The following is a 24,436-nucleotide window of genomic DNA, read 5'->3' as shown; positions in this document are numbered from 1 at the left end:
ATATTAAAATGTAAAAAGGATTTATCGATTTAAATAAAGACGGCCTTGCTGTGGCGGTTTATTGTCTTTATTGAAATGCAACACATAAAAATAAACTCCGTTGGGTGCAATACCTCCAGCGATACCGCTTTTTTCGTAGTTTTTGCCATCCCAAGCAGGTTTATTATTATCTCCTTTATACATTCCGTTTCCGTATCTATTATAAATTTCAAGTGTATAATTTGGATATAAAAATTCAATATCTTTTATCACAAACGAATCGTTTACACCGTCTCCGTTTGGCGAGAATCCATCTGGAATAAAGAACTCGTACTGTGCGACCTCGCAGTCCTGCAGTGAGACTTTTACTTCTTTATAGCTTTCTGACAAACAGTGGGTTGTTTCATTTAAATCATATCCAAAATAAATCGCATTATGAACTAATAATGTGGTCGATGCCAGTAAATTTCCATCCACCGCATCATACCAAGCCACCGTTGCTGGAACATTTGTTTTATTAGAAAGATCACTTATTTTTGGATTGGCCAGTCCGCAAAAATCTGCCGTTTCATTCATTTCTGGTGCAGCTGTATCATTTATAAGTACCGAAACTTTTGCAGGTTCTGAAACGCAGCCTGTAGCAGCAGTTTCTCTAATGAAGTAATCTTCTGTTTTTAAAACATAATCGACTGCAAGTGGCGTTGTTGCTGTCGCAGAATTGTACCATTTGTATTGAGTTCCCTTTGGCTCTAAATTGGCTACTACAGCTTCATCAACTTTACAAAATTGCTGGTCTAAAACAGATGGCGCTGGAGGAATTGGATTTATTACAAAATCATCTGTAACGTTGATTAAATCTACATCACAATTTGTAACTGTATTCGTTAGATTCAATAATGTAATTTTTGTCTCGCCTGAATTTAAAAGCAATTCGGCAGGAATAACAAAATCTAATTTACCATTTACTACTGCTTTAGTAACCGTTTGTACCGCAGAAATATTAGCTTCTGACAATACATAAGAAATACTGACATTGGTTAAAGTTTCTAATCCTGAAACGGCAACGGTAACAGGCGCATTCAAACAATAATCTTTTACTGCTGCTTTTACAGTCAATGCATTTGGCAACGGATTTATATACAGATTTCCTGCAACATTTGCCGTATTGGCACACTGTGGTGAAGGATTGGTAATATTTGTTATGCTATAAATCGTAATTACCGATAATCCGCTTCTTGTACTCAGGTTTCCTGGAATTGTAAATGATGCTTTTCCGCCAACAGACCTCATTTCTGCGGTTTCGCCCAGAGCTAAATTATCTCCATTAATATTGTATGAAATACGGTAAAGTCCATCAAGTAATTGGGGTGCAGCAATTTCAATTGTTGCCATATCATTTTGACAAATTGGAAGCGCTGTTAATGTAGCATTGTTTAAACGTGGCAACGGATAAATATTTAAAACAGTTGAAAACGGATTAAATATGTTTATACATGTCCCTTTGCTTGTTGTAGACGCTATACCTGTAACAGTAATGGTATACTCCCCTACTTGTTTGAAAGAAGACGATCGTATTGGGAAATTAAATTCACCATTTACAAAATTTCCTCTTACATTTTCAGATGAGGATACTCCTGGACCGACAACACTAAAGTTAACATCGTATGTTCCGTTAGGGATATTATCTGGCCCTTGCGTAATTTTTGCCGAGTAAGTGGCGGTCGAAATCTCAGATTCGCAAATATCTTTGCTAGCTTCTATTTTAGATCCTGTAAAATCAAGTCTTTTTTCGAGAGTTATATTTACTTTAACGTCTTTATTTTTACATATATTATTACCAGGAACTGCTAAAACAGTATAGGTATAAGAATAGACGCCAGGTCCATTCGCGTCAAACAATTCTTGAAGATTAATATTATGATCTGTGGCAGATGTTAAGCCTGTACCTGTCCAGCTACCTCCTCTGTCTCCTCCAATTAGCTGGTCAAATAAATCTAAATTGGTATATCCTGCCAAATCTGTAGTGCCGCATAATTCCAAATCTACAGGTCTTCCTATTTTTGGAGCTATATAAATAGTTACTTGTACATTGGTAGACTTTGAGTTAGGAGAACATGCAAGTACCGGTGGCACGGTATAAATGAAGTCAAGTGTCGTTTTGGTTGTATATTGTCCAATCTCTATTGTAGATTCTACAGGCTGACCTGCAGTAGTAGTAAATCTTCCGTTTACATGCGGCCCCATTACCTTACTGTCAAAGGCCGTAAACAGATTAAAAAAGTTGTTTTCATTACAAACTGTTGCTTGAGATCCGACTCCAACATATGCACCAATAGTAATCGTGACTACCGCTTTATTATCGGTACAGCCCGAAGTGGCTGGAGCTGTGTAGGTATAGTGGTATTCTCCTCCGCTAAGGATAAATTGAGCATTTAAAATACCAGTAGAAGGATTTAGCCCTTTTGAATTATTATCATCTGTCCATGTTCCGCCTGGAACTGGAGAACCGCCTAACAAAGAAAATAAATCTACGGATTGATATATTGGATTAGTAACATCGCAAATTAATTCATTTACGTTATCATTACCAGCACATTGAGCAGTTAGTTTTGAAGGAAGTACAGTGAAAAAAATAAAAAACAATACAAAATGTAGGTAGCTAATGTAGTTTTTTGCCATAGATTAATTTTTTGTTAAACATAAGAAAATATTTAACTAAAAAACTAATTTTTAACAAACTTATTTTCACAAAAAACAGTCATTCCTTCAATATAGCAACATGAAACGCGGTTTTACAAATAATCGACCAAAAACTAGAATTCAATATTGTTACAATTCATCTTCTAGTTTAAATCTAAATTTTAGCACCAAACTATTTCGTTCGACTTCAAGATTAATCCATACATCATCTTCTGATTTTAAAAGATTATTTATTTGCTGAAGAGTATATTTGTAGGGTTGCGTTTTGTTGATGCTGACAACAATATCTCCTTTACGCAATCCGCATTTTTCGGCAGCAGAATTTTTGCGCACATTCACTATTTCATAAACGGGCTTAAGAGCAAATTTATATTTAAAATTATTGTCGTTTTTGTCCTTTTCCTGCAATTCTCCCATTGAAGATGCAACTCGCACGGTTTCTAAATGTACTGTTTCCTGTACCCACTGAAGTCCGTTGTGCTGCACCGTGATTCCGCTTTTATTATATGTAAATGGTTCCCCAAATCTCCCATTTTTTTTCAAGTATAGTTTTTTTCCCTGATAGTCCAAAACAAGTGTAAATCGTTTCAAAACTTCACCCCCAACAGACCCTATACGTCCTGGAACCATCTTAACGTTACGAATTGAAGCAGAATCTGGAAAAGAGACAATTGGTTTTTTAAAATCAAATTCGTCAATAGAAAATTTATCAATTTTAGCACGATGTCCTTCAATGTCTCCGCTAAATCCTTTTCCTAAAAAGTCTGGAAAATTTTTATTTGGGAGTTTGATTTTATCATTTTCAAAAATCCAGAAAGCATCACTATTTCCAATATCAATTAAAAGCTTTGCTGGAACTTGCTCATTATTAACTGTAGCGGTTGTCATGATATATGGTTTCGCCTTTTCTACAGTTATCGGAACCATTTTAAACTTTTTATCTAGTTTTTCTTGATACCTAGCAGTCTTTGCGTGAACTATTATTTTCTTTTTCTGATAATTAACTTCAACAAAATTATCTCTAAAGAATTTATGTCCGATAATTCCGTTGACAGGAATTCCGATATGAGAAGACAAATTAAAACTTTGATCTAGGATAATAAAAACCATATGATCGTTCGATTTTAGACCATGAGTTTCTAGAATATTTTTTGTCGATTTTAGGCCTTCTATTTCCTCTTCGCTTCCTAAACCACGAAGTTTAATTTTTACAACATTGTTAAAACTAACTTCTTGCTGTTCTTCCATACTAAAGAGAATTGTTTCTTCTACGCCAGAATCCAATAGAAAATTTAATTCTACTCCATTTACTTTTATAGGAATAAAAATAAGATTATTAATCAGTTTAAAAGGTATTGTAGCCTTAGTTGCATTGTTTTCCAATATGAAATCGCCTTGTCCAAAAAGCAAAAAAGGTAAGAATAACCCAAAAAACAATACTATATATTTTTTCATTGACAATATTTTATTATAAAATTAGTAAATATATTTATTATTGTTACATTTTTAGAAGTACCCTTATTATTTACGTTAAATACGAAAAAAATATGCAAATTTGCACTTCAATAATTTATACTCATGCCGACAATTTCACTCAAGGGAAGAAACATGCCCGAATCTCCGATACGCAAGCTGGCTCCTTTTGCTGATTTAGCAAAGAAAAAAGGACACAAAGTGTATCACTTAAACATTGGTCAACCGGATATCAAGACACCGGAAGTGGCCATCGAGGCGGTAAAAAATATTGATTTAACTCTTATAGAATACAGTCCGTCTGCCGGATATGAAAGCTATAGAAAAAAATTAGCAGAATTTTACCAGCGCCAAAATGTAAACGTTAACACAGAAGACATCATTGTAACTACTGGTGGCTCTGAAGCCTTACTTTTTGCACTGGCCACAATTACAGATCCTGGAGATGAAATTATTATCCCAGAACCTTTTTATGCTAATTATCACGCTTTTGCATCTTCAACAAGCGCAACTGTAGTCCCATTGATTTCTACTATCGAAACTGCTTTTGCATTACCAAGTATTGAAGAAGTCGAAAAATTAATTACACCAAAAACAAAAGCCATTCTGATTTGCAACCCTGGAAATCCGACTGGATATTTATATTCTGAAGCAGAAATTAAACAATTGGCTAGTTTAATTAAAAAACACGATTTATACTTAATCGCTGACGAGGTGTACCGTGAGTTTTTATATGACGGCGACGATGTGCACTTTTCTGTAATGAATTTAGAAGATGTACAGCAAAATGTAATCATGGTTGATTCTGTTTCTAAACGATACAGTATGTGTGGAGCAAGAATTGGCTGTTTGGTTACTAAAAATAAAGATGTTTTAGCAACCGTAATGAAATTTGCTCAAGCCCGTTTGAGTCCGCCAACTATTGAGCAGATTGCTTGCGAAGCTGCAATTGACACACCTCAAAGTTATTTTGACGAAGTAATTGCTGAATATAAAGAACGCCGCAACACGCTGATTGCCGAATTAAACAAAATTGACGGTGTTATTGTAACAAAACCAAAAGGTGCTTTTTATTGCATTGCAGAACTTCCAATAAAAGATTCAGACGATTTTGCACAATGGTTGCTTGAAAGTTACAATTTAAATGGCGAAACGGTAATGATTGCTCCTGCCAAAGGTTTCTACTCGACACCTGGAATGGGATTAAATCAGGTTCGTATTGCTTATGTTTTAAATAAAAAAGATTTGATTACAGCTGTAAACATTTTAAAGGAAGCTTTATTGGTTTACAATAACAGATAATCAATTCATTATAATAGATTTAAAAAGACAATAACGTTTTTCGTTCTTGTCTTTTTTGTTTCTAATAACAGTATTTCTCTTCAAAATTTAAATTATATCCAAAAAGGAGTAATTAAATCCTAAAAACCATAGAAAAGGTTTCCTATTTATTAATTATCTTTACCGCCTTAAAAAGGAATACATATACTAATAGTAGTTTTTAATGATAAACAACGAAGAATTTTTAGACGAAATAGGAGACAATCACTTTAGCAGTAATGCAAAAAATCCTCTAAGAGAAGATGCTTTTGATATAACTGACGAAGAAAAAATAGAAAAAATTAAAAAAGATGTTGAAAGCATTCTGCAGACTCTTGGAATGGATTTGACAGATGACAGCATCAAAGGAACTCCAAACCGAGTTGCAAAAATGTTTGTAAAGGAAATTTTTGGTGGTCTTAACCCAGCAAAACAGCCAAAAGCTTCTACTTTTGACAACAATTATAAATATGGCGAAATGCTTGTAGAAAAAAACATTACGGTTTATTCTACTTGCGAACACCATTTACTGCCAATTATCGGGCGTGCTCACGTGGCTTATATCTCAAGCGGACGTGTGATTGGTTTATCAAAAATGAATCGTATCGTTGAGTATTATGCAAAAAGGCCTCAAGTACAGGAGCGTCTTACAATGCAAATTGTTCAAGAATTACAAAAAGCTTTAGGAACAGAAGATGTTGCTTGCGTTATCGATGCAAAACACCTTTGTGTAAACTCTCGCGGTATTAAAGATATCGAAAGCAGTACAGTAACTTCTGAGTTCGGCGGAAAATTCAAAGATCCTCAAACGAAAAGAGAATTCTTAGACTATATTAAACTAGACACTCAGTTCTAAATATTGGGGTTAATCGTTTATTTGTTTAATCGTTTAATCGTTAAACTTAATTTTCGGTTAAACGATTAAACAAACTAAACAATTAAACAAAAAAAATGTACATTTTTTCTTTTGAGAAGCTTGAAGTGTGGCAAAATGCAAGAATGTTAATTTTGGATATTTATAAATTAACTAGTAAATTTCCGTCAAATGAATTATTCGGAATAACATCTCAAGTAAAAAGAAGTGCATCTTCGATTGCAACAAATATTACTGAAGGAACTTCAAGAAATACAAGCAAGGACAAAGCTCATTTTTTGACGATATCGTATTCATCTGCAATGGAAACTTTAAATCATTTAATTATCTCTAAAGATTTAAATTATGTTTCAGAGTTAGAATATACGACATCAAGGGAAAAAATTTGCAATCAAATAAATAATCTAAAAAAATATTATCTTTCACAAGACTAATCCGTTCAGTACGATTAAACAAATAAACGATTAAACGGTTAAACATAAATTTTATGCCATTATATACAACGCAACCAATCAAAATATACAATTCACTTTCGGGTGAAAAAGAAGATTTCAAACCCATCCATGATGGAAATATTGGAATGTATGTTTGTGGACCTACCGTATATAGTAATGTCCATTTAGGAAACGTGAGAACTTTTATGTCTTTTGACGTAATCTTCAGGTATTTTCTGCATTTGGATTATAAAGTTCGCTATGTTCGAAATATTACCGATGTTGGGCATATCGTAGATGATGTGGATGAAGGTGAAGATAAAATTGCTAAAAAAGCACGTTTAGAGCAATTAGAACCAATGGAAGTTGTACAGCGCTATACTGTAGATTTTCATAACATTCTAAAAGCTTTCAACTTTTTACCGCCAAGCATTGAACCTACAGCTACAGGCCATATTATTGAGCAAATCGAAATTATTAAAAAAATCATAGATAAAGGCATTGCTTATGTTGCCAATGGATCGGTATATTTTGATGTTGTAAAATATAACGAAACCAATAATTACGGTATCTTAAGCGGTAGAAATATCGACGATATGCTGGCAAATACGCGTGATCTTGACGGACAATCTGACAAGAGAAATCCTCAAGATTTTGCATTGTGGAAAAAAGCCGAGCCAGAACATATCATGAGATGGCCTTCACCTTGGAGCGATGGTTTCCCAGGATGGCATTTGGAATGTACTGCAATGAGTACCAAATATCTTGGCAATCATTTTGACATTCACGGAGGTGGAATGGATTTAAAATTCCCACACCACGAATGTGAAATCGCTCAAAACGAAGCTTGCACAGGTCAGTCTCCAGTAAATTATTGGATGCATGCCAACATGCTTACTTTAAACGCAAAGAAAATGGCAAAATCGACTGGAAATAATATTCTTCCAGGCGAAATTCTTAGCGGAGACAACAACATCTTAAGCAAGCCATTTTCTGCTTCAGTGACGCGTTTTTTCATGCTTCAAGCACACTACAGAAGTATTTTAGATTTCTCTGATGATGCAATTGTGGCTGCCGAAAAAGGATACAAAAGATTAATGGAAGCACTTGATGCTTTACCAAACATTACTGCAGGAAGTTCTAGTTCAATAGATTTCGGCGCATGGAAACAACTTTGCTACGATGCAATGAATGATGATTTCAATACGCCAATTTTAATTGCGCAATTGTTTGAAGCTGTTCGTTATATCAATCTATTAAAAGATGGCAAAGAAACGATTTCTAGCGAAGATTTAGCTGATTTCAAAACAGCGGTAAATGCTTTCGTGTATGACGTTTTAGGCCTTAACGATGACAAAGCCGCTGATGCTGATAGCGATAAATTGGAAGGTGTAGTAAATATGCTTATTGGCATGAGAAATCAAGCTAGAGCAGATAAAAACTTTGCGCTTTCTGACCAGATTCGCGATCAATTAATTGCTTTAGGGATTCAGCTTAAAGACGGAAAAGAAGGAACTACTTTTAGTATACAATAAAAAAAGTGGTCAGTGTTCAGTATTTTAGTATTCAGATTCAAACTTTGAACTGACTGTACACTAAAATACTGAACACTGACCACTACAAACTAACTTATACAAAAAAAATATGTTTTCAAAAATTCTAATATATCCATTTGTATTGTTAGTCCGTTTTTATCAGACTGCCATTTCACCATTTACACCTGCATCCTGCAGATTTGAGCCAACTTGTTCGACTTATATGATTCAGGCACTACAAATTCACGGACTATTTTATGGCGGATATTTAGGCATTAAACGCATCTTGAGTTGTCATCCTTGGGGAAGAACCGGTTACGATCCTGTACCAGAAAAGAAATGTAACCACAAACATTAACTTTTTAGAAAGCGGTACTTTACATTAAATATTTATTTTTACAGCTATATAAAAACATTTATACATGACACACGCCTTAAATTTAGTTTGGAATCCTTCTGAGGGAATCAACTTAGGATTTTTTATGATTCGCTATTACAGCTTAATGTTTGTAATTGCCTTTGGATTAGGATGGTTCTTAATGAAAAAGATTTTCGAAAGAGAAAATGAATCAATTGAAAAACTAGATTCTTTGTTTGTTTGGACTGTTCTAGCAACCTTGATTGGAGCACGTTTAGGTCATGTTTTCTTTTACGATTGGGAATATTTTAGAAATCATTTACTTGAAATTTTCCTGCCATTTAAATTCGAACCTGAGTTTCAATTTACAGGTTTCCAAGGATTAGCAAGTCACGGAGCTGCAATTGCAATTATTATTGCAATGTACTACTACAGCAAAAAAATACTAAAACGCTCTTTATTATGGATATTAGACCGTGTAGTAATTCCTGTTGCAAGCGGTGCTATTTTTGTGCGTTTAGGAAACTTCTTCAACTCTGAAATTATTGGTCATGAAACTAATTCTGCATTCGGAATTCGATTTCTTCACGATACATTCAGCAAAGCCGAAGCAGTACAAAAAACGGGAATTGCAGACCCAAAAGAAGCTTATACTGCAATTGCAACCGATCCAAAATTTGCAACATTATTAGCAGAAGTCCCTTCAAGACACCCAACTCAATTATATGAAGCTTTCTGTTATGTATTTGTATTCGCTATTTTATTCTTTTTATACTGGAGAACAAATGCAAGACTTAAATCTGGTCTTTTATTCGGATTGTTTTTAGTGTTATTATTTGCTGTTCGTTTCGTTGTAGAATTTGTAAAAGAAAGCCAAGGAGGTTTTGAAAGCGAATTAGGCTTATTTTCAACAGGTCAATGGTTAAGCATACCATTTATCATTATTGGACTTTTCTTTATCATAAGAGCTCAGAGAAATCCTTTAGCTGAAGCATAAAATCAATTACCCTAAATAAAGAAGCCCAATATCGTACGTATTGGGCTTTTTCTTTTTATAATTGATAAGATACACCAAATTCAATATTCTTTGTGTTATAGCCAACAATAAAACCAAGTGCAAAAACATCGGCAAAAGCAAAACCCTCAATCTCCAAAAAGATTGAGGGTTTTAATTTTTTCAAAAGAATAAACCTTACTCCAAATCCAGATAAGGATTTAAAATCTCGGCTAATTCATTGAGCCAATAGAAGCTGTCTCCAAGTTTAGAGGCATTAGAAGAAATATTTTGCTCTTCGTTCATAACGCCTAATGCTAGAGTTAAATTTACCTGTCTTATGGCTTTTGCCATATCGATTGGGTCAATTCTGTTGTTGAAGAAGTTCATCAGCCTGATTTCGGCTTCTTTTGAAAGGATTTTGGTACTCATAACTTTACTTTAAGGAAATATAAAACCCATGTAGCTAAAGGTGTCCTACGCTGTAAAGTGAGCGTTGCGGTTGTTTCCAATACCACCACCATACCACATGGGCAAACTTTTTTTCTGAAATCATAACTTTACTTTAAGGACTGCAAATATATTAAAAATGGAAGGCATTATTAAGTAAGAAAAATAATGTTTTTTACTCCTCTTTTATCTTAGTTTTATAAACATAACCTTTTTTACCTTCCTTAGTTTGTACCAACCACCAGTCTCCTGAATTATCCAATACTTGAACTTCAGAACCAGTATTTATTTTTTGAAGAATTTCAGAAGATGTATTTTTCTCTTTTCTTAAATTAGTATATCCATCTGGATCTGTTATTTTTGCTGTCTGTCTTAGATATTGAGTGTAATTTTGATAGTTAAAGTTTTTTAAGGCAATTTTGTTTTTAGGGATAATAGTATTCTTATAGAAGTTATTAGATGTTAAATCTGAATTGACAGTATTGACTTCATTTAATATAAAATCAATATTATTATTCAAAAAAGCATATCTTATTTTTATAAGATTTGAATCAATAATTTTAAGTTGAGTAAAACTTAAAATATTATTCTTGAAACTTAAATCACTATAAGATTCTTCTCCTCCAGTTCCTCCAGTACATTTTAAACAAGGAATTACATTAGGGCTTTTAAATTTTAAAGAATAATTATTATTACCGATGTTGAAAAGAATCATAAATAAGCGTGATTCGTTATTTTTAAATTCCTCTTTATGTGACAATACTATTATTTTATCTAAAAGATTATCTTGATTAATATTAACAGATAGACTATCAAGTACTAAATAATTTTTTGGGATAAAATCATTTAAAATTTTTAATTTATTTGTTTTGCTTTCATCTACAACTTCTGAAACAAGATTTTCTTTTTGAATTATTTTTAACTGCTTTTCGAGTGAAATAAAAACATTCCCGCATTCATTTTTTAAAGACTGTAAGTAATCAGGAACAGAAGTTAAAGGCTGGGGAGAGTCCAAATAGAAATACCAAAAACTATCTATATCATCAGGTCTACGATTCTTTAAAAGATTGCAGACAAGGCTAGGATTTTTCGTGAATAGTTTTTCAATATTAAACTTAAAATAATTCACTCCATCAGCTTGATATTTGCCATCTATGCCGATATCAATAATTGATGTAAGAGATTTATTGGTTTTGTCTTTAGATAATATTGCAAAAAATCGGTCTATATAATCTGTACTTTCATTGTATAGAGTATATGAGGTATCTAAATTATCATTCCAACCAAAATCTTTTACAAACTGGTCATAGTCTTTTGGGAAATTTTGGAAAAAGGCTTTATCATCATTTTTCTTAAAGGCTGTTTTTAAGTTGTTTATTCTTATCTCTTTGCTTTGTGATTTTGATGAGCAAGAAACTAAAAATGATAATATTATTGTAATGATAAATTTATTCATATTCTTCAGTTATAATGATTTTGGCATTCTCAATTCCAATTGAGTTTATATAGTTGTTAATTTGCCCTTGCTTGCGCGAGTGTTTCTCTCGTGAGTAGTTTAGAAACTGAAAAGCAATAAGCTTATCTTTTACATAGGCAAACCGATACCACCATTTTTAGTATCCTCGAATAATTTTTTAAAATCAGGAATATTGTAGTAGTTATTTCTTTTGAATTCTTCTTCAAATTTCTCATCATTCAATTTTGGAAAAAAGGTATAAACATAACCTTGATCAATACTTTGAGTAAATTTTGTTGCATAATAACAATAGAGCGCATAGATTCTTGCCTTATCACTGAAATTTGCATCCTCAACTTTTGGAAGTTCTGTTTTTCCTCTCAAAAACATAATGTATTTCTCTTTGGTTCTTTCATCTGCTTCAGTCATTACTTCAAAAATCTCTTTATGAAAAATGTATTTATTTTCGCAGGTTTTGGTGAATATTAATTTATCAAACTCATCATCGTTTAGATTTCTGTCTAAAACCCATTTTAATAAATCTTTATCTTGAACGTAACCAAAAACTTTTACAAGTGATTCTAAAAAATATTGGTCATTGAATTTTAGCCATACCAAACTTGCTTTGTTATCATTGAAAAGATATTTGTTGCGTGAAATAATCAATAATTTATTAAAATTTCGGGCCTTTGATAAGTTATAATCATCTTTTCTTGCTTCAAATTCCATCCATTTTTCAATTCCTACTTTCATCTTAAGTTCATCATTATACCATTCAGAAGGATATTTCTTTTCTAACTGAGCAATATTTGGAAATTTTTCTTGATAATTAATTAGTTCTGGTAAGTAGAAAAAATCGGTGATAAAATTTTTATTTTTTATTATATAAGTCCCATTAAAATTAACACCGTCATTTGATTGATTACAGAATTCTTTGTCACACTTATTATAATAATTAATATATAAATACTTATTTAAGGAATTAGGATTGATTAATCTTCCGAAAATTTTATTTATTTTATTATTAAAGTCAATATCACTTGGTGCTTTATAACCATTAGATTTTAATATTTCTGATATGACTACTGTACATGTATTTAATTCATCTATACTAAAAGAATGTTTCAAAGTTTCACTAACACTATTTCCATCATCATCTAAAGCATATTGTAATGCCCCTTCTTTAAGTTGTTTTTCTAAAATGTCATTCATTGTTTTTAATTTTTTTTCTTGTAATGGATAATTTTCTTTACTTTGAATTTCTTGCTTATTTTCTTTATTACACGATTGAAATAAAAAAAATACAAATAGAACAATCACTACTTTCATATATAGTTTTTTATCTTGTAGATTTAAAATCATTTTCTGTTTCGACATCATATTTGGGAAGTTTCTTTTCTCTTTCTGAGATTTCATAATCTTTAGGTTTTGTAATAGCTTTAATTTGATTGCTTGTTTTTATTATTGAAGAAAAAGAAATAACCTGAGTCCCTGATTTATCTCCTTCCCAACCAGTTTGATTTCCTCCAAGATATACATATTTTGTACCGTCCATATTTTCTCCAATTATAATAGCAACATGAGACCAAGAAAATACAATGATCGCACCTATAAATGGTTCGCAACTTTCACCTTTAGACCAATTTGAAGAAGTCCAACCAAATGCGGCTGCACTTTTTTTAGATTTATCTTTTTTATAATCTGTTTTTTCAAAAGACCAAGCAACAAATGCACCACACCAAGGGTCTGAAAATTGAAGTTTTAATCCTTTTCCAGAAGATGCTTCAAAATATTCATGTATTTTTTCTTTTAGAGGGCTATCGATTTCCCTTAAGCCTTTATATTTTTCAAATTCGGTAAAGGCAACGTCTACCCAAGGTGCTCTTTTTCCGTCAGTATTTTTAGAGTTTTCTTCGTCTAAATTCTCACATAAGCCACTAAATAGAAAGTTTGCCCCAGGATTAAAATGTGTTTCCTCTAATTCTAACATAACATCAGCAACTGTGGTTTTTCCGTTTATAAATCCCCAGCGGTCTTCAAAACGCTGTCTGGTATAAACCCATTTCTTTCTTTGGGTATGTTCCTCGCCTTTCATAAATGAAGGATTTGAGGAATAGCCATATTTCGTTACCCAAGGTTCTTTTCCAATATTTATTTTTCGCTGTTCAAAACTTGTTTGGCTTCCATCTCCATCTGGTACCGAGATACTTTCGTCAAAAAGAACATAATCAGGATTATTTCCATTTCCTACAGCATTCGGTTTTAAAACATGTAAATACAAGTCTACCATATTTGAAATTTCTTTCTTTGAAGCAAAATAGTCATGAACATAATCCATTTGCTTTATAAAAGTCATCTTCTTTAGTTCAGCTCTTGTAATTCCTAATTTTTTAGCCGAAGTGTCGCTAAATTGTATTAAACCAGAATAGTCAGCTCCATTGTCAGCATAAGGTTTGAACATGTTTTTTTCACCAGTTTCCAAATGCATAATTGCCATTAATTCACTAGCCTTGTCTTTCTTTTTATCTTCTCCCCAAAGTTTTGCGCATACTTCTAGTACTTTTTTTCGTTCGTCGCAGGTTAATTTGTTGCTCCAGTAAAAATTATTTTCTTTGCATGCACAAGTATTTTTTTTCTGATTCCAAATAGAATCCCCAACATTAACCATCATGAGACTATTTATAAATTCCTGTTGCGGATTGTAAATAACAATAGGTTTTATATCAATTTTCTGCTCATGATAATCATGCGCTTTTCTATCAGCTTTTGCTATCCCTCTAGTTTCTTTTTTAGAAGGGCCTTTTTGTTCTCTTGGAGATGTTTTTTTGGTTTCTGTTTCAGATGGTTTAGAAGCAGAAGTTTTTGAAAGTATATCTATTTTATAATCTGGGTTAATGACATTAATGTCTTGCGTAGGTTTCGAAACTTTTTTGTAAAACTCAGCGGTTACATAATATTCATGGAACGCGCCTTCGTTAGATTCATTCGGTGCCGTTTTTGCATTGGCAAGCCAAACCTTGCTAGGGTCAAAAGTAAATTTGACATCGGCTATTCCATTTAATACATTGGCTTCTTTTGTTTCAATACTAATATCAGAAAGGTCTTTTTTCCCTCCGTCATTTTCCCATAAAGTAACGTTTATGCGAAATTTTTCCATGTTAAGACAATGTACGCGAGCTGTAATAGTTTCGCCATAACTAAATAGTTTTGTGGGCTTTCTTCCGCTGTTGTCCAGAATTTCTACATATAGAATCTTGCTTTCTGCATTTTCATTATTTATACAATTTTGAGGAAACTAAAATATTTTTTTTTCTTTTAAAACTTCATTTTTTAATCCTCTTTTATCTTAGTTTTATAAACATAACCTTTTTTACCTTCCTTAGTTTGTATCAACCACCAGTCTCCGGAATTATCAAATACCTGAACCTCAGAACCAGTATTTATTTTTTGAAGAATTTCAGAAGATGTATTTTTCTCTTTTCTTAAATTTGTATAGCCGTCAGGATCGTTTATTTTATATTTAGATTTATCACTGAAAGAATTTGAATATTCATCTTCAAGATAATTTTTTAGCCTTGCAAAACCATAATAATTATTATCCTTTAAAACTTTTATATAATTTGGATTTTCATCCAAATCCTCATCAACAATTCCTGTTATACCTGACAAAATAATTTCATTTAATAAGAAAGCAATTTGATAATCACTTTTTTGAAATTCATTTGTTTTTTTTCTGATTTCTTGAATTAAGTCTGAAAAAGTAGAATAAACATCACCTCCAACAACGACACCATAGTCTGTTGAAATTTCATTATTAAATTTTATTTCCCTTAATTTCTTAACCATCTTTTCACGTAATTTCAATTTACTTTCATGGTTTTGAAACAGAAGTTCGATAAGTACTGATTTACTTTCAAAATTACTACGGCTAAAAACAAATTTTAATATATCATTATTTTCAGTAAATCCATATACAAATACCAAATCATCTAATAGATATGGATGTCTTAATTTTAACCAAGTTAAAGATGGCTTGTCATCATAAAATATAAATTTATTATAGTAACTAATTAATTGACCATCTATTTCTTTCCCATCAGCATTTTCAATATAAATTAAATTATAATCCTTAATAACAACAACAGGAAACATATCATTTTCTAAAACAATAACATTTGTATAATCTTTGATATCCCAATTATAATAGAATTTAATCTTATCGTAGAATGTTGTTGTAGCTGGTACTTTATAACCATACTTATTTACTTCAGATCTTATTCTTTCCTTATTGTCAATAATAAATTTTTCAAAATTTATATTCATACCTCCATCATTAAAAATATTGAATGATGAAATTTTTTCCTTTATTTGCCTATTCATTTTTTGATTTTTTTCATGTTGTCCATTGCAAGAAGCAGATAAAATAATTAGTGAAATACTAATATATTTCATTTTGTTTTTTATAATATTCCAGTCCATTTCGTATCTCCTATTTCTGTATTATCCCATTTTTCTTCTTTTACAGACCTCTGTTCTAAAATAATCCTTACAGGTCGGTCATCATTTAGTGGTAAGTCTTCTAATTTCGAAAGCAATTCTTCTACTAATTTTGTATCTTGACCAGTTACTGTCGTCAAACAGCCAATAGAATATTTTGGACTATATTGATGAATAGCAATACCTGCTCTTATTCCATGTGGTCCATTAATGGATGCAGATTTACCATCATCACTCAGATATATTTTGTATTTTTGACCATCAGATTTAGGGATTAAATAATATTCTCCAGGTGGAGTTTCATTATTTTTTCCGTATCTCTTATTAGAATGCTTCCCATATTTGGTTTTATCACCATGTGCATCTCTTGATAGAAAAATAGAATAATCTTCAACAGGTAATTTATTTTCAGTTTTTTGTTTTTTGTATGTATCTAGCGACATATTAAGATAAATATTAGTTTTATAAACAACCCAATCTTGGATTTTTTTTGAACCCTCACCAGAAACAACTACAACAGTTCCTATATCTAGATTTGACAAAGTACCTGCTTTACAATCACTTAACTTTAATATATCATTAGCTTTTTTAAAAAATCTTTGCCTCTCTTTCAACCCATCAGCGATCGCATTAATTTTTAAAGAAACTTTTTCAACAGCTTTTGCATTATTTTCATTTGAAAGAGAATTTATATTATTCTTGCCCCAATAAGCCAGTGCGCTAGTTATAGCATCTTTTGGATTATTTTTCAATTTGTAAGGGTTGTCTCCATCTGTCCAATCTACATCAGGTTCATTATCAACCTTCATATGAGTATTCAAATATTTTTCTAGATTTTGATAATTCTCCTTCCACGTAATCTGTTTAAAGCCTTTCCCACTATACAACCATCCATCGCCTGTATTTACGTGTAATCTGCCTAGCGTGTGTGTGTGTCCATATATTGCATTAGCCAATTTAATTTGTTGATTTAAAGTTAGCCCAGGCGTAGGTGATCCATTAATTCTTCCTAACCTTTTCGCCTCGGTTTCTTTTTCAAGGCGTGTCCTAAATTGATTAAAATATGATGAGAACTTGCCTATAAGCTTCTCCCAATACCAATTAAGATTTTCTTGCAAACTATAAAATTTACTTTCTTGAGAAATTTGAGCTAAAAAATGAGCCTTTCGTATGCAAGTATTTATACCAACTTTTTTACGATATATATTTAAATAAGGAAGAGCGGCTCTTATCATGGTTTCATCCTCAACTAGGCAATTGTTTCTTTTGTCTACACAAATCTTTTTAATTTCATCAAGTGTAATATCTTTATCACAATTTGGGCAAGCACCTTTTTTCTGATGCCACATAGGATGCCCAACATTAACCATCATCAGACTATTAATAAACTCTTGTTGAGCATCGTAAGTAACTGTAGGTTTTACATCAACTTTCTGTTCGTGATAATCATGAGCTTTTGTTTCAGTTTTCGCTATTCCTCTGGTTTCTTTTTTAGAAGGACCTTTTTGTTCTGCGGGAGATGTTTTTTTGTTTCTGTTTCAGTTGGTTTAGAAGCGGAGACTTGAACAACATATCCCCACACGAAAGGATTCGTGCAGGAACGGGGGCTTTAATATTTTTCTTTTGAAATTACAAAACCAAGTTTTGTTGATTTGGTAATAATGTCTTTATCAATCCATTTGGTCGTAACAAAATAGCTTTTTTTATCTTCTGTCAGAATAAATTCGGGACTCATTTTTTCACCCAGAGTATAGCCCGAGATATTTTTATAATGGTTTAATATTAATTTGTCACCATCTTCTTTGGCTGTCAAAACATCTGAAAAACTAATTTGATAGCCATCTCCAGTAGCTTTAATTGTATCATTTGAAATTTCTATTCTTAAATTCCATCCAGCATTTTCGCCTCCAATTAGCCCGTAACTAAAGTATGCGTTATAAGTGCCAATCCATTTCGCCGATAGTTTTGAAGAGGGATTAATGTTTTGTTTGTTTGAAAGACTCAAAAAATCTTCAAGAATCTTTTGTTTCCAGTCATTAAATTTTATTTTATCATCATCTGTTTTAAGTTGATATTCTCTTGTCTTTTTCCATTTACTTGTTCCAGCTTTCAAGTAATAAAGTTCAACCAACCCAGGTATTTTATTTCCTAAACTTTGGTCTTCTAATTCTATTAGATATTTCTTATTTGTATAGAAAACCCAAATATCAAAATCTTGTGCAATTTCATTTGGTGAGGAATGATTTAGTTTTTCTATTGTAATTTCATACTTATTTTTTGCATTTAAATTATCAAACCATTGTTTAGCACCATTTTTAGAGATGAGATAAATTTCAAAACTGCCTTTTTTTAAATCGGTGTTACCCGTTTGCAATAGTCCATTATCTCCATATATTGTAGTGAATTCTTTAAAAAACTGGTCTTTAATTGATTTTTCAAGTGGCTCGCTTTTGGCAGCTATTTTTGTACTTTTTTGGCAGCTGCTAAGTTGAATGCATAGAATAATACATGTAATGAAAAGTATAATTTTATTAAAATCCATTTTGATCTAGCTTAAAGTTTAATGTATAGTTATGTAAGATAAAATAATGTTTTTTACTCCGTTTTTATCTTAGTTTTATAAACATAACCTTTTTTACCTTCTTTTGTTTTTACAAGCCACCAATTATCGGATTTATCTAGAACTTCAACTTGTGAGCCCGTAATTATTTTTTGCAGGATTTCGGAAGAAGCATTTTTTTCTTTTCTTAAATTTGTATATCCATCGCTATCCTGTATGCAAAAGACAACAATGCCCATTTGTTCACCAGAAACCAAAGTAACTTTCTCATTATCAGCAAAATCATTTTGTACAAACATTTTAGAAATTTTTGATAAGACATGAATTTTATAAAAATTTCTTTCGGCGAGATTAAATTTACTTAGTAGTTGCTCCCCAAAAAAATGATGTATTTCTGTAAATTGAATAGTTTGATTTTCCCAATCTGAATAAAATGATGGTGAAAATATAACCTCAATTTTAGAACTTGATTTTAGCCGTTCGATTAGCTGCTTATTACTAAATTCTTTTTGTATTTTGGCATCTAATATTAACATACCTTTTTTATATTTTGCATATCCAAAATTTTCCAGAAAAAATTCTTCACTAACAATAAAACCTTTCAGTAAATCCAAAGCATAATTAATTATTTCAAAATCATTATACTTAGTTCCTTGCTGTACAAAAAAGTAAGGATTTTGAAGAAATAATTCAACTAAATAACTATCTATTAATTCAATACCATTAGAAGATATGGCCTCGTTTTTAAATGTTTCAGATAACAGTCTATAAGAATCACTATCACTTAATTGCTGGATTCTTATAAATAATAATTTTGTAAATAAAGTAGCTTTAAAATCATCTTCATCTTCCCTTTTACCCAAATAAGAAAAAAAATCTTTTCTAAAATCTTTATCTATTAAATCTTTAATTTTTATATTTTCAATTAAAACATTTTTATATCTATAATGATTTAATTCTATTTCTTTTGTACTAAACATCGATTCTCGAATATCTATTCCATCTATCAATTTCTCATTCATTTGATTAGTTTTTTCTTTACTACTATTTTTGTTGCTATTATTTTGGCAACCAGCCAAAATAGGTAATGTGAAAAGTGTATATAATATTAAAAGCTTCATTATTATTTTTGAATTTTAAGTTTTCCTGGTTTAATATTAGGATATTCGTTATGATATTCAATCCACCAATCATATAATCTTTTTGCATCGGCATCCCATACCCTAATACAGCCATGTGTCCTTAAAAGATCTGGGGTTGTTCTTGGTTGAAATAGTCTTGTTTCTTGTCTGCCTCCGTGTATTCTTATTAGTGATCGTCCGCTTCTATCCGCTTCATCTCCACTTCCGTTTATGGGTTCAAAAAATAATCGCGGGTTTGGACCATAAGCAGTCCGTTTTTCGCCAGATGCCGATCCTTGAATGAAAGGTTCCGAATTAATTCTATATACTCCAAAAGGAGCATCTCCATCAGTAATTAATCGATTTTCTCCGGAAGTTCCTTCTAATAAACAGTCTGAAATTGATAATACCACATTTTTATTATGATCATATACTTCTATTTTCCCTCTTCTACAATTTCTTCGAATTGCTGTCCTTTCAACATGAGTGCATCTTTGACCTGTATAATACTCTGTAATTATTACGTTCCAAGTTTCTGAATCCATAAAAGGAGTTTTGCTAATTTCTTCTGTTTTTTGACAAGAAAACGTTTTTACTTCATGTAGCTTACCTTTCTCATACCAAACTTTTATATTTTGGGCGATCTCCCATATGTATGTTTTTCCTATTTCTCTATCCCCTTCCTTATGAAATGAGGGATTTGCACTATACCCCACATGCCTCCAGTAATTTAAATTTTTAATTGGTTTTCCGACTGAATCATATGTTATAATTAGAGTATTATCAAAAACAACAGTATTGGGTTGGCTACCTTTGCCACAATCTACAGGAAATAATATGGCTAAATAAAAATCAGTTAGCGTATTTAGTTTACCCTTGACAAGTGGACGTGTTAAATATTTTTCCATCCAATTTAATTGTTCTTCAGGATTTAATTTCAATAATTCCGTCCTAGTAATTCCAATATCTTTCGCAGCATCTTTCCCAATTTGTAATAGTCCTACATATCCTTCCTTATCTTCATCTTTATGTCTCTTAAATGTACCACAAGTCGGATCAAATGTACCGCCAGTTTCATGAGCCATAGCAGCCATAAAATTATTAGGATCTATATTTTGACGTTCACTTATTTCAATAACTTTCTTTCGAAACTCGCAACTTACTTTACTTCCCCAAATAAGATCATAATTTTTACAATCACATTTTTTTTGATTCCACATAGAATCCCCAACATTAACCATCATCAGGCTATTAATAAATTCCTGTTGCGGATTGTAAGTAATAGTAGGCTGTACATCAACTTTCTGCTCTTGGTAATAATGAGCTTTTTCATCTTTTTTTGCTATTCCTCTGGTTTCTTTTTTAGAAGGGCCTTTTTGTTCTACGGGAGATGTTTTTTGGGTTTCTGTTTCAGATGGTTTAGAAGCGGAGACTTGAACAACATATCCCCACACGAAAGGATTCGTGCGGGAACGGGGGTAACAGGAGCTAATATATTCATTTTTAAACGTTTTCTGGACTGATAAATCTTCATTTAAAATAACAATGTATATAGAAAATATTTTCTCTTTACTATTCCAAAAAGCATAAATTTCATCTTCAATGCTATCCTGATTAAGATCATATTTTTTTTTAGATTCAAATCTATACCATTTGGATTTGCAATCCGTGCCCGAAAATATTGATTTGGAATTTTTATTTTTAATGGTTTCTTATCGTACGCTTTATAGATTAGTGTTCATCTATTTTAATCTCTCATAAACTCTATTCGGAATTTTTTTTAAATCTTTACCTTGGCTTTTCATTAACTCAAGATATTTTGAATACACTTTTTTGGATTCTTTCCGTTTATTAATTTCCCAATATACATCACCCAAATTTAACCATGCAACTACTCTTTCAGGTCTCTTTAAAATTATTTTTTCCAAAATATAGGCTGATGTTTTAAACTGCTTATTTTTTTCTAAAATATAGGCTTTATCATTAATTAATTCTATGTTGTCATCAAAAATTGTTTGATTGTCGTTTAAATATTCTTTTATCCTAATAAGTGATTCATTGTCGTTTTTAATTTTATACAAAACAATAAATTTTGCTTCTTCACATTCAAATTGATATTTTTGATTTTCAATTACTATGTTTGAATCTTCAAAAGAAAAGGTAATAATTACATTATTGCTTTCTTTGAAATCAAAAAAAAAATTTAGAATATCTATTTTCACAAATAATACCTTTCTTCGTTTTTCCATTTATACTTAAGATACTATTTTTTCTATTCAAAATTGTTAATTGAATATTACATGAACTAGAAAATGAAAAATATGTTGAGTCAGAGATATTTAAACTTTTGTAATCATAATCGTTTTGTTTTTCTTTTGAATAGCAGCATATTGCCATTATAAATAAAAACGAATTTAAAAGTATTTTCATTTTTTATAAATTTTTTAAAACTTGTAATCTTTGTTTTGCAGCATCAAGTACTTTTACATATTTTTTCCTACTAACTGTATAAGTTAAGTTATTAAAACTTGGGATATTATTTATATTGTACCAGTTTGTTTCTCCATAGCCCTCCCCCGCTAACTCAATAAACCTTGAATAGCCTTCTATTGCTTTTTCCTTATTTTTTGTACAGCTACTCTTATTCAAATATGGATCATGCCACAAACCCCAGGCAAATGATCCCCTTTTTTCATTATATGATTTACTCTTGTCGAAGATGTAGTCAAGATTTTTGTCTGTATCATTTTTACAATTAAAATAAAGAATTTTAAACGATTTTTCCAGTAGACTATGGAAAATATGTTTTTATCAATTTTCCCATATCATAGACTTCCGTTTTACTAAATGGGTCTCCTTCATCATAAATCCATTCTCCATTTCTTAAACCATTTATATATTCACCATGAAGCCAAACAGATTTGTCGTATTGCAGAATATATTTCTTCTCATCCCAAACACCATGCTTAAGGTGATTTTTTATTTTTCCTTCCAATATATACTGATATTCATATGTAGAATCTTGTCCGTCTTTTGTGTAAACAATTTCTTCTCGACCCCACTTAGGAATATCAATTTGTGAATTGTCAAAATATTCTAAAAAATTGTTCTGTTCTATAATATACTTTTCGATTGTTTTTTTTGAATTACCAACTTTATTAATAGTTATTATATTTTTCGTGATTTTAGAATAGCAATTATAATTTACTTCTGATTTTAAATTTTCATAAACTACCAAACAATTGTTGGGATAATTTTCTTTATTCATTATCAAAAGTATTGATACATATTGAGCATCTTCAAAGCGTATTTTAACCACATAAGAATTAATTTTTACACTGTTTAAGACAAATACTTTATATTGATAAATTTTAAATAATGAATCAATATCTGACATAAATGAATCTGCCATTTCAGGTCTTTCAACTTCTCTATTTATAGCATAATAATACTTATCTATCAAGCTCTTTTTTTCTCTTCCTATTATCTCTTTTCCTATGTTTTTTGAATCAATATTTTTTATTAAAGTATCTGTAAAAGATTGACTTTTTATTTCTTTGACAATTTCATTTTTTTTATTATTGTTTCTTTTACAGTAAATTGTAAGACATCCTAAAAAACAGATTATTGTAATTTTTAAAAATCTCATTTTATTTTTTTTAAATTAGGTTCAAAAGATTGTACATGTAAATGATGATGGTGATCTTCATAATGTATCGAATGATGCAATAGCTTTCTATTATATTTCCATGAAAGCATTTTTTTCCATCCATATTTAAATAATGCATCATTAAATTCATTTTGTCGTTTTTCATCCAATCCTTTCCATCAATACCAATTATCTTTCACAGTGATTACTTCGATTTCATCATCAAATTGTATATTTTTCAAACTAACCGATTTTCCATTAATTTTATCAAACAATGGATTTAAGTTTTTATTTTTACTTTCCACACTTGTAACTTGGTTTTTTAAAAACTCATTCCAACTATAAAATATAAATTTATCTGACGGTTTTATATATGCATATTTTCCCATAGAGGTTACAATTTTGTAGGATTTGCTATTTTTTTCTATGCATACAAAAAATAGTATACTATAATCTATTTTATTTAGTAATGGAATAATATCTTTTCCAATTTTAGCATCTTTAGATTTGAGTTTTTTGCAGTCAATGTCACTATATAAAATAATTTTTTCGCTAGCATTAATTTGTTGAATCAGTCCTATTCCTATTTCATTTATTAGGTTATCATTTTGATATTCCAAATTTATTTTGCTCTGTGAAAAACAATTTATTACTAGAAATAAAAACAAAATAAGATATTGTGATTTTATTTTCATGATTTAAAATGCAAGAGTTTTTTATCTAAGAAAAATATTTTTTTATTCTTTAAACCTTCATTTTTTACTCCTCTTTTATCTTAGTTTTATAAACATAACCTTTTTTACCTTCCTTAGTTTGTATCAACCACCAGTCTCCAGAATTATCAAATACTTGAACCTCAGAACCAGTGTTTATTTTTTGAAGAATTTCAGAAGATGTATTTTTCTCTTTTCTTAAATTTGTATAGCCGTCAGGATCGTTTATTTTATAAATTGAATTATCATTGAAACCATTTTGATCTTGTCCCCATAAATTTTCAACATAATTTTTTAATCTATCAAAACCATAATAATTATTT

General features: G+C 30.9%; 22 protein-coding genes. 6 read left to right on the top strand and 16 right to left on the bottom strand.

Translation table 11 applies throughout. The features are described from left to right. Nucleotides 1-21: 21 nt before the first annotated feature. On the bottom strand, nt 22-2,658 hold the full coding sequence (locus tag BSF41_RS12380; protein WP_095929806.1) for a gliding motility-associated C-terminal domain-containing protein: 2,637 nt from the start codon (nt 2,656-2,658) through the stop codon (nt 22-24). A gap of 150 nt (nt 2,659-2,808) precedes the next feature. After that, a complete protein-coding gene (locus BSF41_RS12375; RefSeq protein WP_095929805.1) occupies nt 2,809-4,134 on the bottom strand; it encodes a PDZ domain-containing protein in 1,326 nt (441 codons plus the stop codon). 123 nt (nt 4,135-4,257) lie between these two features. Here BSF41_RS12375 and BSF41_RS12370 point away from each other — a divergent pair, with 123 nt between their 5' ends. The 6 genes from BSF41_RS12370 (at nt 4,258) to lgt (ending at nt 9,670) form a co-directional block, all read left to right on the top strand. Further along, nucleotides 4,258-5,454, top strand: a complete 1,197-nt coding sequence (locus tag BSF41_RS12370; protein ID WP_095929804.1) for a pyridoxal phosphate-dependent aminotransferase — start codon at nt 4,258-4,260, stop codon at nt 5,452-5,454. Nucleotides 5,455-5,656: 202 nt separating this feature from the next. Further along, on the top strand, nt 5,657-6,328 hold the full coding sequence (gene folE / locus BSF41_RS12365) for a GTP cyclohydrolase I FolE (protein WP_095929803.1): 672 nt from the start codon (nt 5,657-5,659) through the stop codon (nt 6,326-6,328). A gap of 95 nt (nt 6,329-6,423) precedes the next feature. Further along, on the top strand, nt 6,424-6,780 hold the full coding sequence (locus BSF41_RS12360) for a four helix bundle protein (RefSeq protein ID WP_095929802.1): 357 nt from the start codon (nt 6,424-6,426) through the stop codon (nt 6,778-6,780). Nucleotides 6,781-6,833: 53 nt separating this feature from the next. After that, on the top strand, nt 6,834-8,315 hold the full coding sequence (cysS, locus tag BSF41_RS12355) for a cysteine--tRNA ligase (protein ID WP_095929801.1): 1,482 nt from the start codon (nt 6,834-6,836) through the stop codon (nt 8,313-8,315). Nucleotides 8,316-8,424: 109 nt separating this feature from the next. Then, a complete protein-coding gene (gene yidD, locus BSF41_RS12350; protein ID WP_095929800.1) occupies nt 8,425-8,673 on the top strand; it encodes a membrane protein insertion efficiency factor YidD in 249 nt (82 codons plus the stop codon). A gap of 64 nt (nt 8,674-8,737) precedes the next feature. Beyond that, a complete protein-coding gene (gene lgt / locus BSF41_RS12345; protein WP_095929799.1) occupies nt 8,738-9,670 on the top strand; it encodes a prolipoprotein diacylglyceryl transferase in 933 nt (310 codons plus the stop codon). Between the two features lie 195 nt (nt 9,671-9,865). Here lgt and BSF41_RS12340 read toward each other — a convergent pair whose 3' ends face one another. From BSF41_RS12340 to BSF41_RS12275, 14 genes are all read right to left on the bottom strand, one after another. Then, the gene (locus tag BSF41_RS12340; RefSeq protein WP_095929798.1) at nt 9,866-10,099 is read right to left on the bottom strand and encodes a hypothetical protein; all 234 of its coding nucleotides are present in this window, start codon (nt 10,097-10,099) and stop codon (nt 9,866-9,868) included. Nucleotides 10,100-10,292: 193 nt separating this feature from the next. Further along, entirely contained in the window at nt 10,293-11,573 is a 1,281-nt protein-coding gene (locus BSF41_RS12335) for an SH3 domain-containing protein (protein WP_095929797.1), read from the bottom strand. Nucleotides 11,574-11,702: 129 nt separating this feature from the next. Next, nucleotides 11,703-12,902, bottom strand: a complete 1,200-nt coding sequence (locus BSF41_RS12330) for a hypothetical protein (RefSeq protein WP_141248141.1) — start codon at nt 12,900-12,902, stop codon at nt 11,703-11,705. Between the two features lie 10 nt (nt 12,903-12,912). Then, nucleotides 12,913-14,730 carry a hypothetical protein gene (locus BSF41_RS23885; protein WP_216359045.1) on the bottom strand — a complete coding sequence of 606 codons (1,818 nt, stop codon included), beginning with the start codon at nt 14,728-14,730 and terminating at the stop codon, nt 12,913-12,915. A gap of 173 nt (nt 14,731-14,903) precedes the next feature. Further along, nucleotides 14,904-16,025 carry an SH3 domain-containing protein gene (locus tag BSF41_RS12320; RefSeq protein WP_172426899.1) on the bottom strand — a complete coding sequence of 374 codons (1,122 nt, stop codon included), beginning with the start codon at nt 16,023-16,025 and terminating at the stop codon, nt 14,904-14,906. Between the two features lie 8 nt (nt 16,026-16,033). After that, nucleotides 16,034-17,443, bottom strand: a complete 1,410-nt coding sequence (locus BSF41_RS12315) for a hypothetical protein (protein ID WP_141248140.1) — start codon at nt 17,441-17,443, stop codon at nt 16,034-16,036. 236 nt (nt 17,444-17,679) lie between these two features. Continuing rightward, nucleotides 17,680-18,612: a hypothetical protein gene (locus tag BSF41_RS12310; RefSeq protein ID WP_095929793.1), complete on the bottom strand. Its 933-nt coding sequence runs from the start codon at nt 18,610-18,612 to the stop codon at nt 17,680-17,682. Between the two features lie 53 nt (nt 18,613-18,665). After that, nucleotides 18,666-19,751, bottom strand: coding sequence for an SH3 domain-containing protein (locus tag BSF41_RS12305; protein WP_095929792.1), 1,086 nt, complete (start codon nt 19,749-19,751; stop codon nt 18,666-18,668). Between the two features lie 2 nt (nt 19,752-19,753). Then, the gene (locus BSF41_RS12300) at nt 19,754-21,205 is read right to left on the bottom strand and encodes a L,D-transpeptidase (RefSeq protein ID WP_095929791.1); all 1,452 of its coding nucleotides are present in this window, start codon (nt 21,203-21,205) and stop codon (nt 19,754-19,756) included. Between the two features lie 288 nt (nt 21,206-21,493). Next, nucleotides 21,494-22,000, bottom strand: a complete 507-nt coding sequence (locus tag BSF41_RS12295; protein ID WP_095929790.1) for a M48 family metallopeptidase — start codon at nt 21,998-22,000, stop codon at nt 21,494-21,496. A gap of 184 nt (nt 22,001-22,184) precedes the next feature. Beyond that, nucleotides 22,185-22,400, bottom strand: a complete 216-nt coding sequence (locus BSF41_RS12290) for a hypothetical protein (protein ID WP_095929789.1) — start codon at nt 22,398-22,400, stop codon at nt 22,185-22,187. 142 nt (nt 22,401-22,542) lie between these two features. Further along, nucleotides 22,543-23,400 (bottom strand): hypothetical protein, encoded by an 858-nt coding sequence (locus BSF41_RS12285; protein WP_095929788.1) that lies wholly within the window; start codon nt 23,398-23,400, stop codon nt 22,543-22,545. Between the two features lie 179 nt (nt 23,401-23,579). Beyond that, the gene (locus tag BSF41_RS12280; RefSeq protein WP_095929787.1) at nt 23,580-24,095 is read right to left on the bottom strand and encodes a hypothetical protein; all 516 of its coding nucleotides are present in this window, start codon (nt 24,093-24,095) and stop codon (nt 23,580-23,582) included. A 64-nt stretch (nt 24,096-24,159) separates the two neighbouring features. Then, on the bottom strand, nt 24,160-24,436 hold a 277-nt coding region (locus tag BSF41_RS12275; RefSeq protein ID WP_141248139.1), incomplete at its 5' end, for an SH3 domain-containing protein.

It is taken from the genome of Flavobacterium sp. ACN2 (assembly GCF_002303885.1).
In the GTDB taxonomy this organism is placed as follows: Bacteria; Bacteroidota; Bacteroidia; order Flavobacteriales; family Flavobacteriaceae; genus Flavobacterium.
This window is presented reverse-complemented; position numbering and strand designations above follow the sequence as displayed.

Bases quoted from the DNA above. Each gene is read 5' to 3' on its own strand.
- BSF41_RS12380 (WP_095929806.1), bottom strand. From the start codon at position 2,658: ATGGCAAAAAACTACATTAGCTACCTACATTTTGTATTGTTTTTTATT.
- BSF41_RS12375 (WP_095929805.1), bottom strand. From the start codon at position 4,134: ATGAAAAAATATATAGTATTGTTTTTTGGGTTATTCTTACCTTTTTTG.
- BSF41_RS12370 (WP_095929804.1), top strand. From the start codon at position 4,258: ATGCCGACAATTTCACTCAAGGGAAGAAACATGCCCGAATCTCCGATA.
- folE (WP_095929803.1), top strand. From the start codon at position 5,657: ATGATAAACAACGAAGAATTTTTAGACGAAATAGGAGACAATCACTTT.
- BSF41_RS12360 (WP_095929802.1), top strand. From the start codon at position 6,424: ATGTACATTTTTTCTTTTGAGAAGCTTGAAGTGTGGCAAAATGCAAGA.
- cysS (WP_095929801.1), top strand. From the start codon at position 6,834: ATGCCATTATATACAACGCAACCAATCAAAATATACAATTCACTTTCG.
- yidD (WP_095929800.1), top strand. From the start codon at position 8,425: ATGTTTTCAAAAATTCTAATATATCCATTTGTATTGTTAGTCCGTTTT.
- lgt (WP_095929799.1), top strand. From the start codon at position 8,738: ATGACACACGCCTTAAATTTAGTTTGGAATCCTTCTGAGGGAATCAAC.
- BSF41_RS12340 (WP_095929798.1), bottom strand. From the start codon at position 10,099: ATGAGTACCAAAATCCTTTCAAAAGAAGCCGAAATCAGGCTGATGAAC.
- BSF41_RS12335 (WP_095929797.1), bottom strand. From the start codon at position 11,573: ATGAATAAATTTATCATTACAATAATATTATCATTTTTAGTTTCTTGC.
- BSF41_RS12330 (WP_141248141.1), bottom strand. From the start codon at position 12,902: ATGAAAGTAGTGATTGTTCTATTTGTATTTTTTTTATTTCAATCGTGT.
- BSF41_RS23885 (WP_216359045.1), bottom strand. From the start codon at position 14,730: ATGGAAAAATTTCGCATAAACGTTACTTTATGGGAAAATGACGGAGGG.
- BSF41_RS12320 (WP_172426899.1), bottom strand. From the start codon at position 16,025: ATGAAATATATTAGTATTTCACTAATTATTTTATCTGCTTCTTGCAAT.
- BSF41_RS12315 (WP_141248140.1), bottom strand. From the start codon at position 17,443: ATGATGGTTAATGTTGGGCATCCTATGTGGCATCAGAAAAAAGGTGCT.
- BSF41_RS12310 (WP_095929793.1), bottom strand. From the start codon at position 18,612: ATGGATTTTAATAAAATTATACTTTTCATTACATGTATTATTCTATGC.
- BSF41_RS12305 (WP_095929792.1), bottom strand. From the start codon at position 19,751: ATGAAGCTTTTAATATTATATACACTTTTCACATTACCTATTTTGGCT.
- BSF41_RS12295 (WP_095929790.1), bottom strand. From the start codon at position 22,000: ATGGAAAAACGAAGAAAGGTATTATTTGTGAAAATAGATATTCTAAAT.
- BSF41_RS12285 (WP_095929788.1), bottom strand. From the start codon at position 23,400: ATGAGATTTTTAAAAATTACAATAATCTGTTTTTTAGGATGTCTTACA.
- BSF41_RS12280 (WP_095929787.1), bottom strand. From the start codon at position 24,095: ATGAAAATAAAATCACAATATCTTATTTTGTTTTTATTTCTAGTAATA.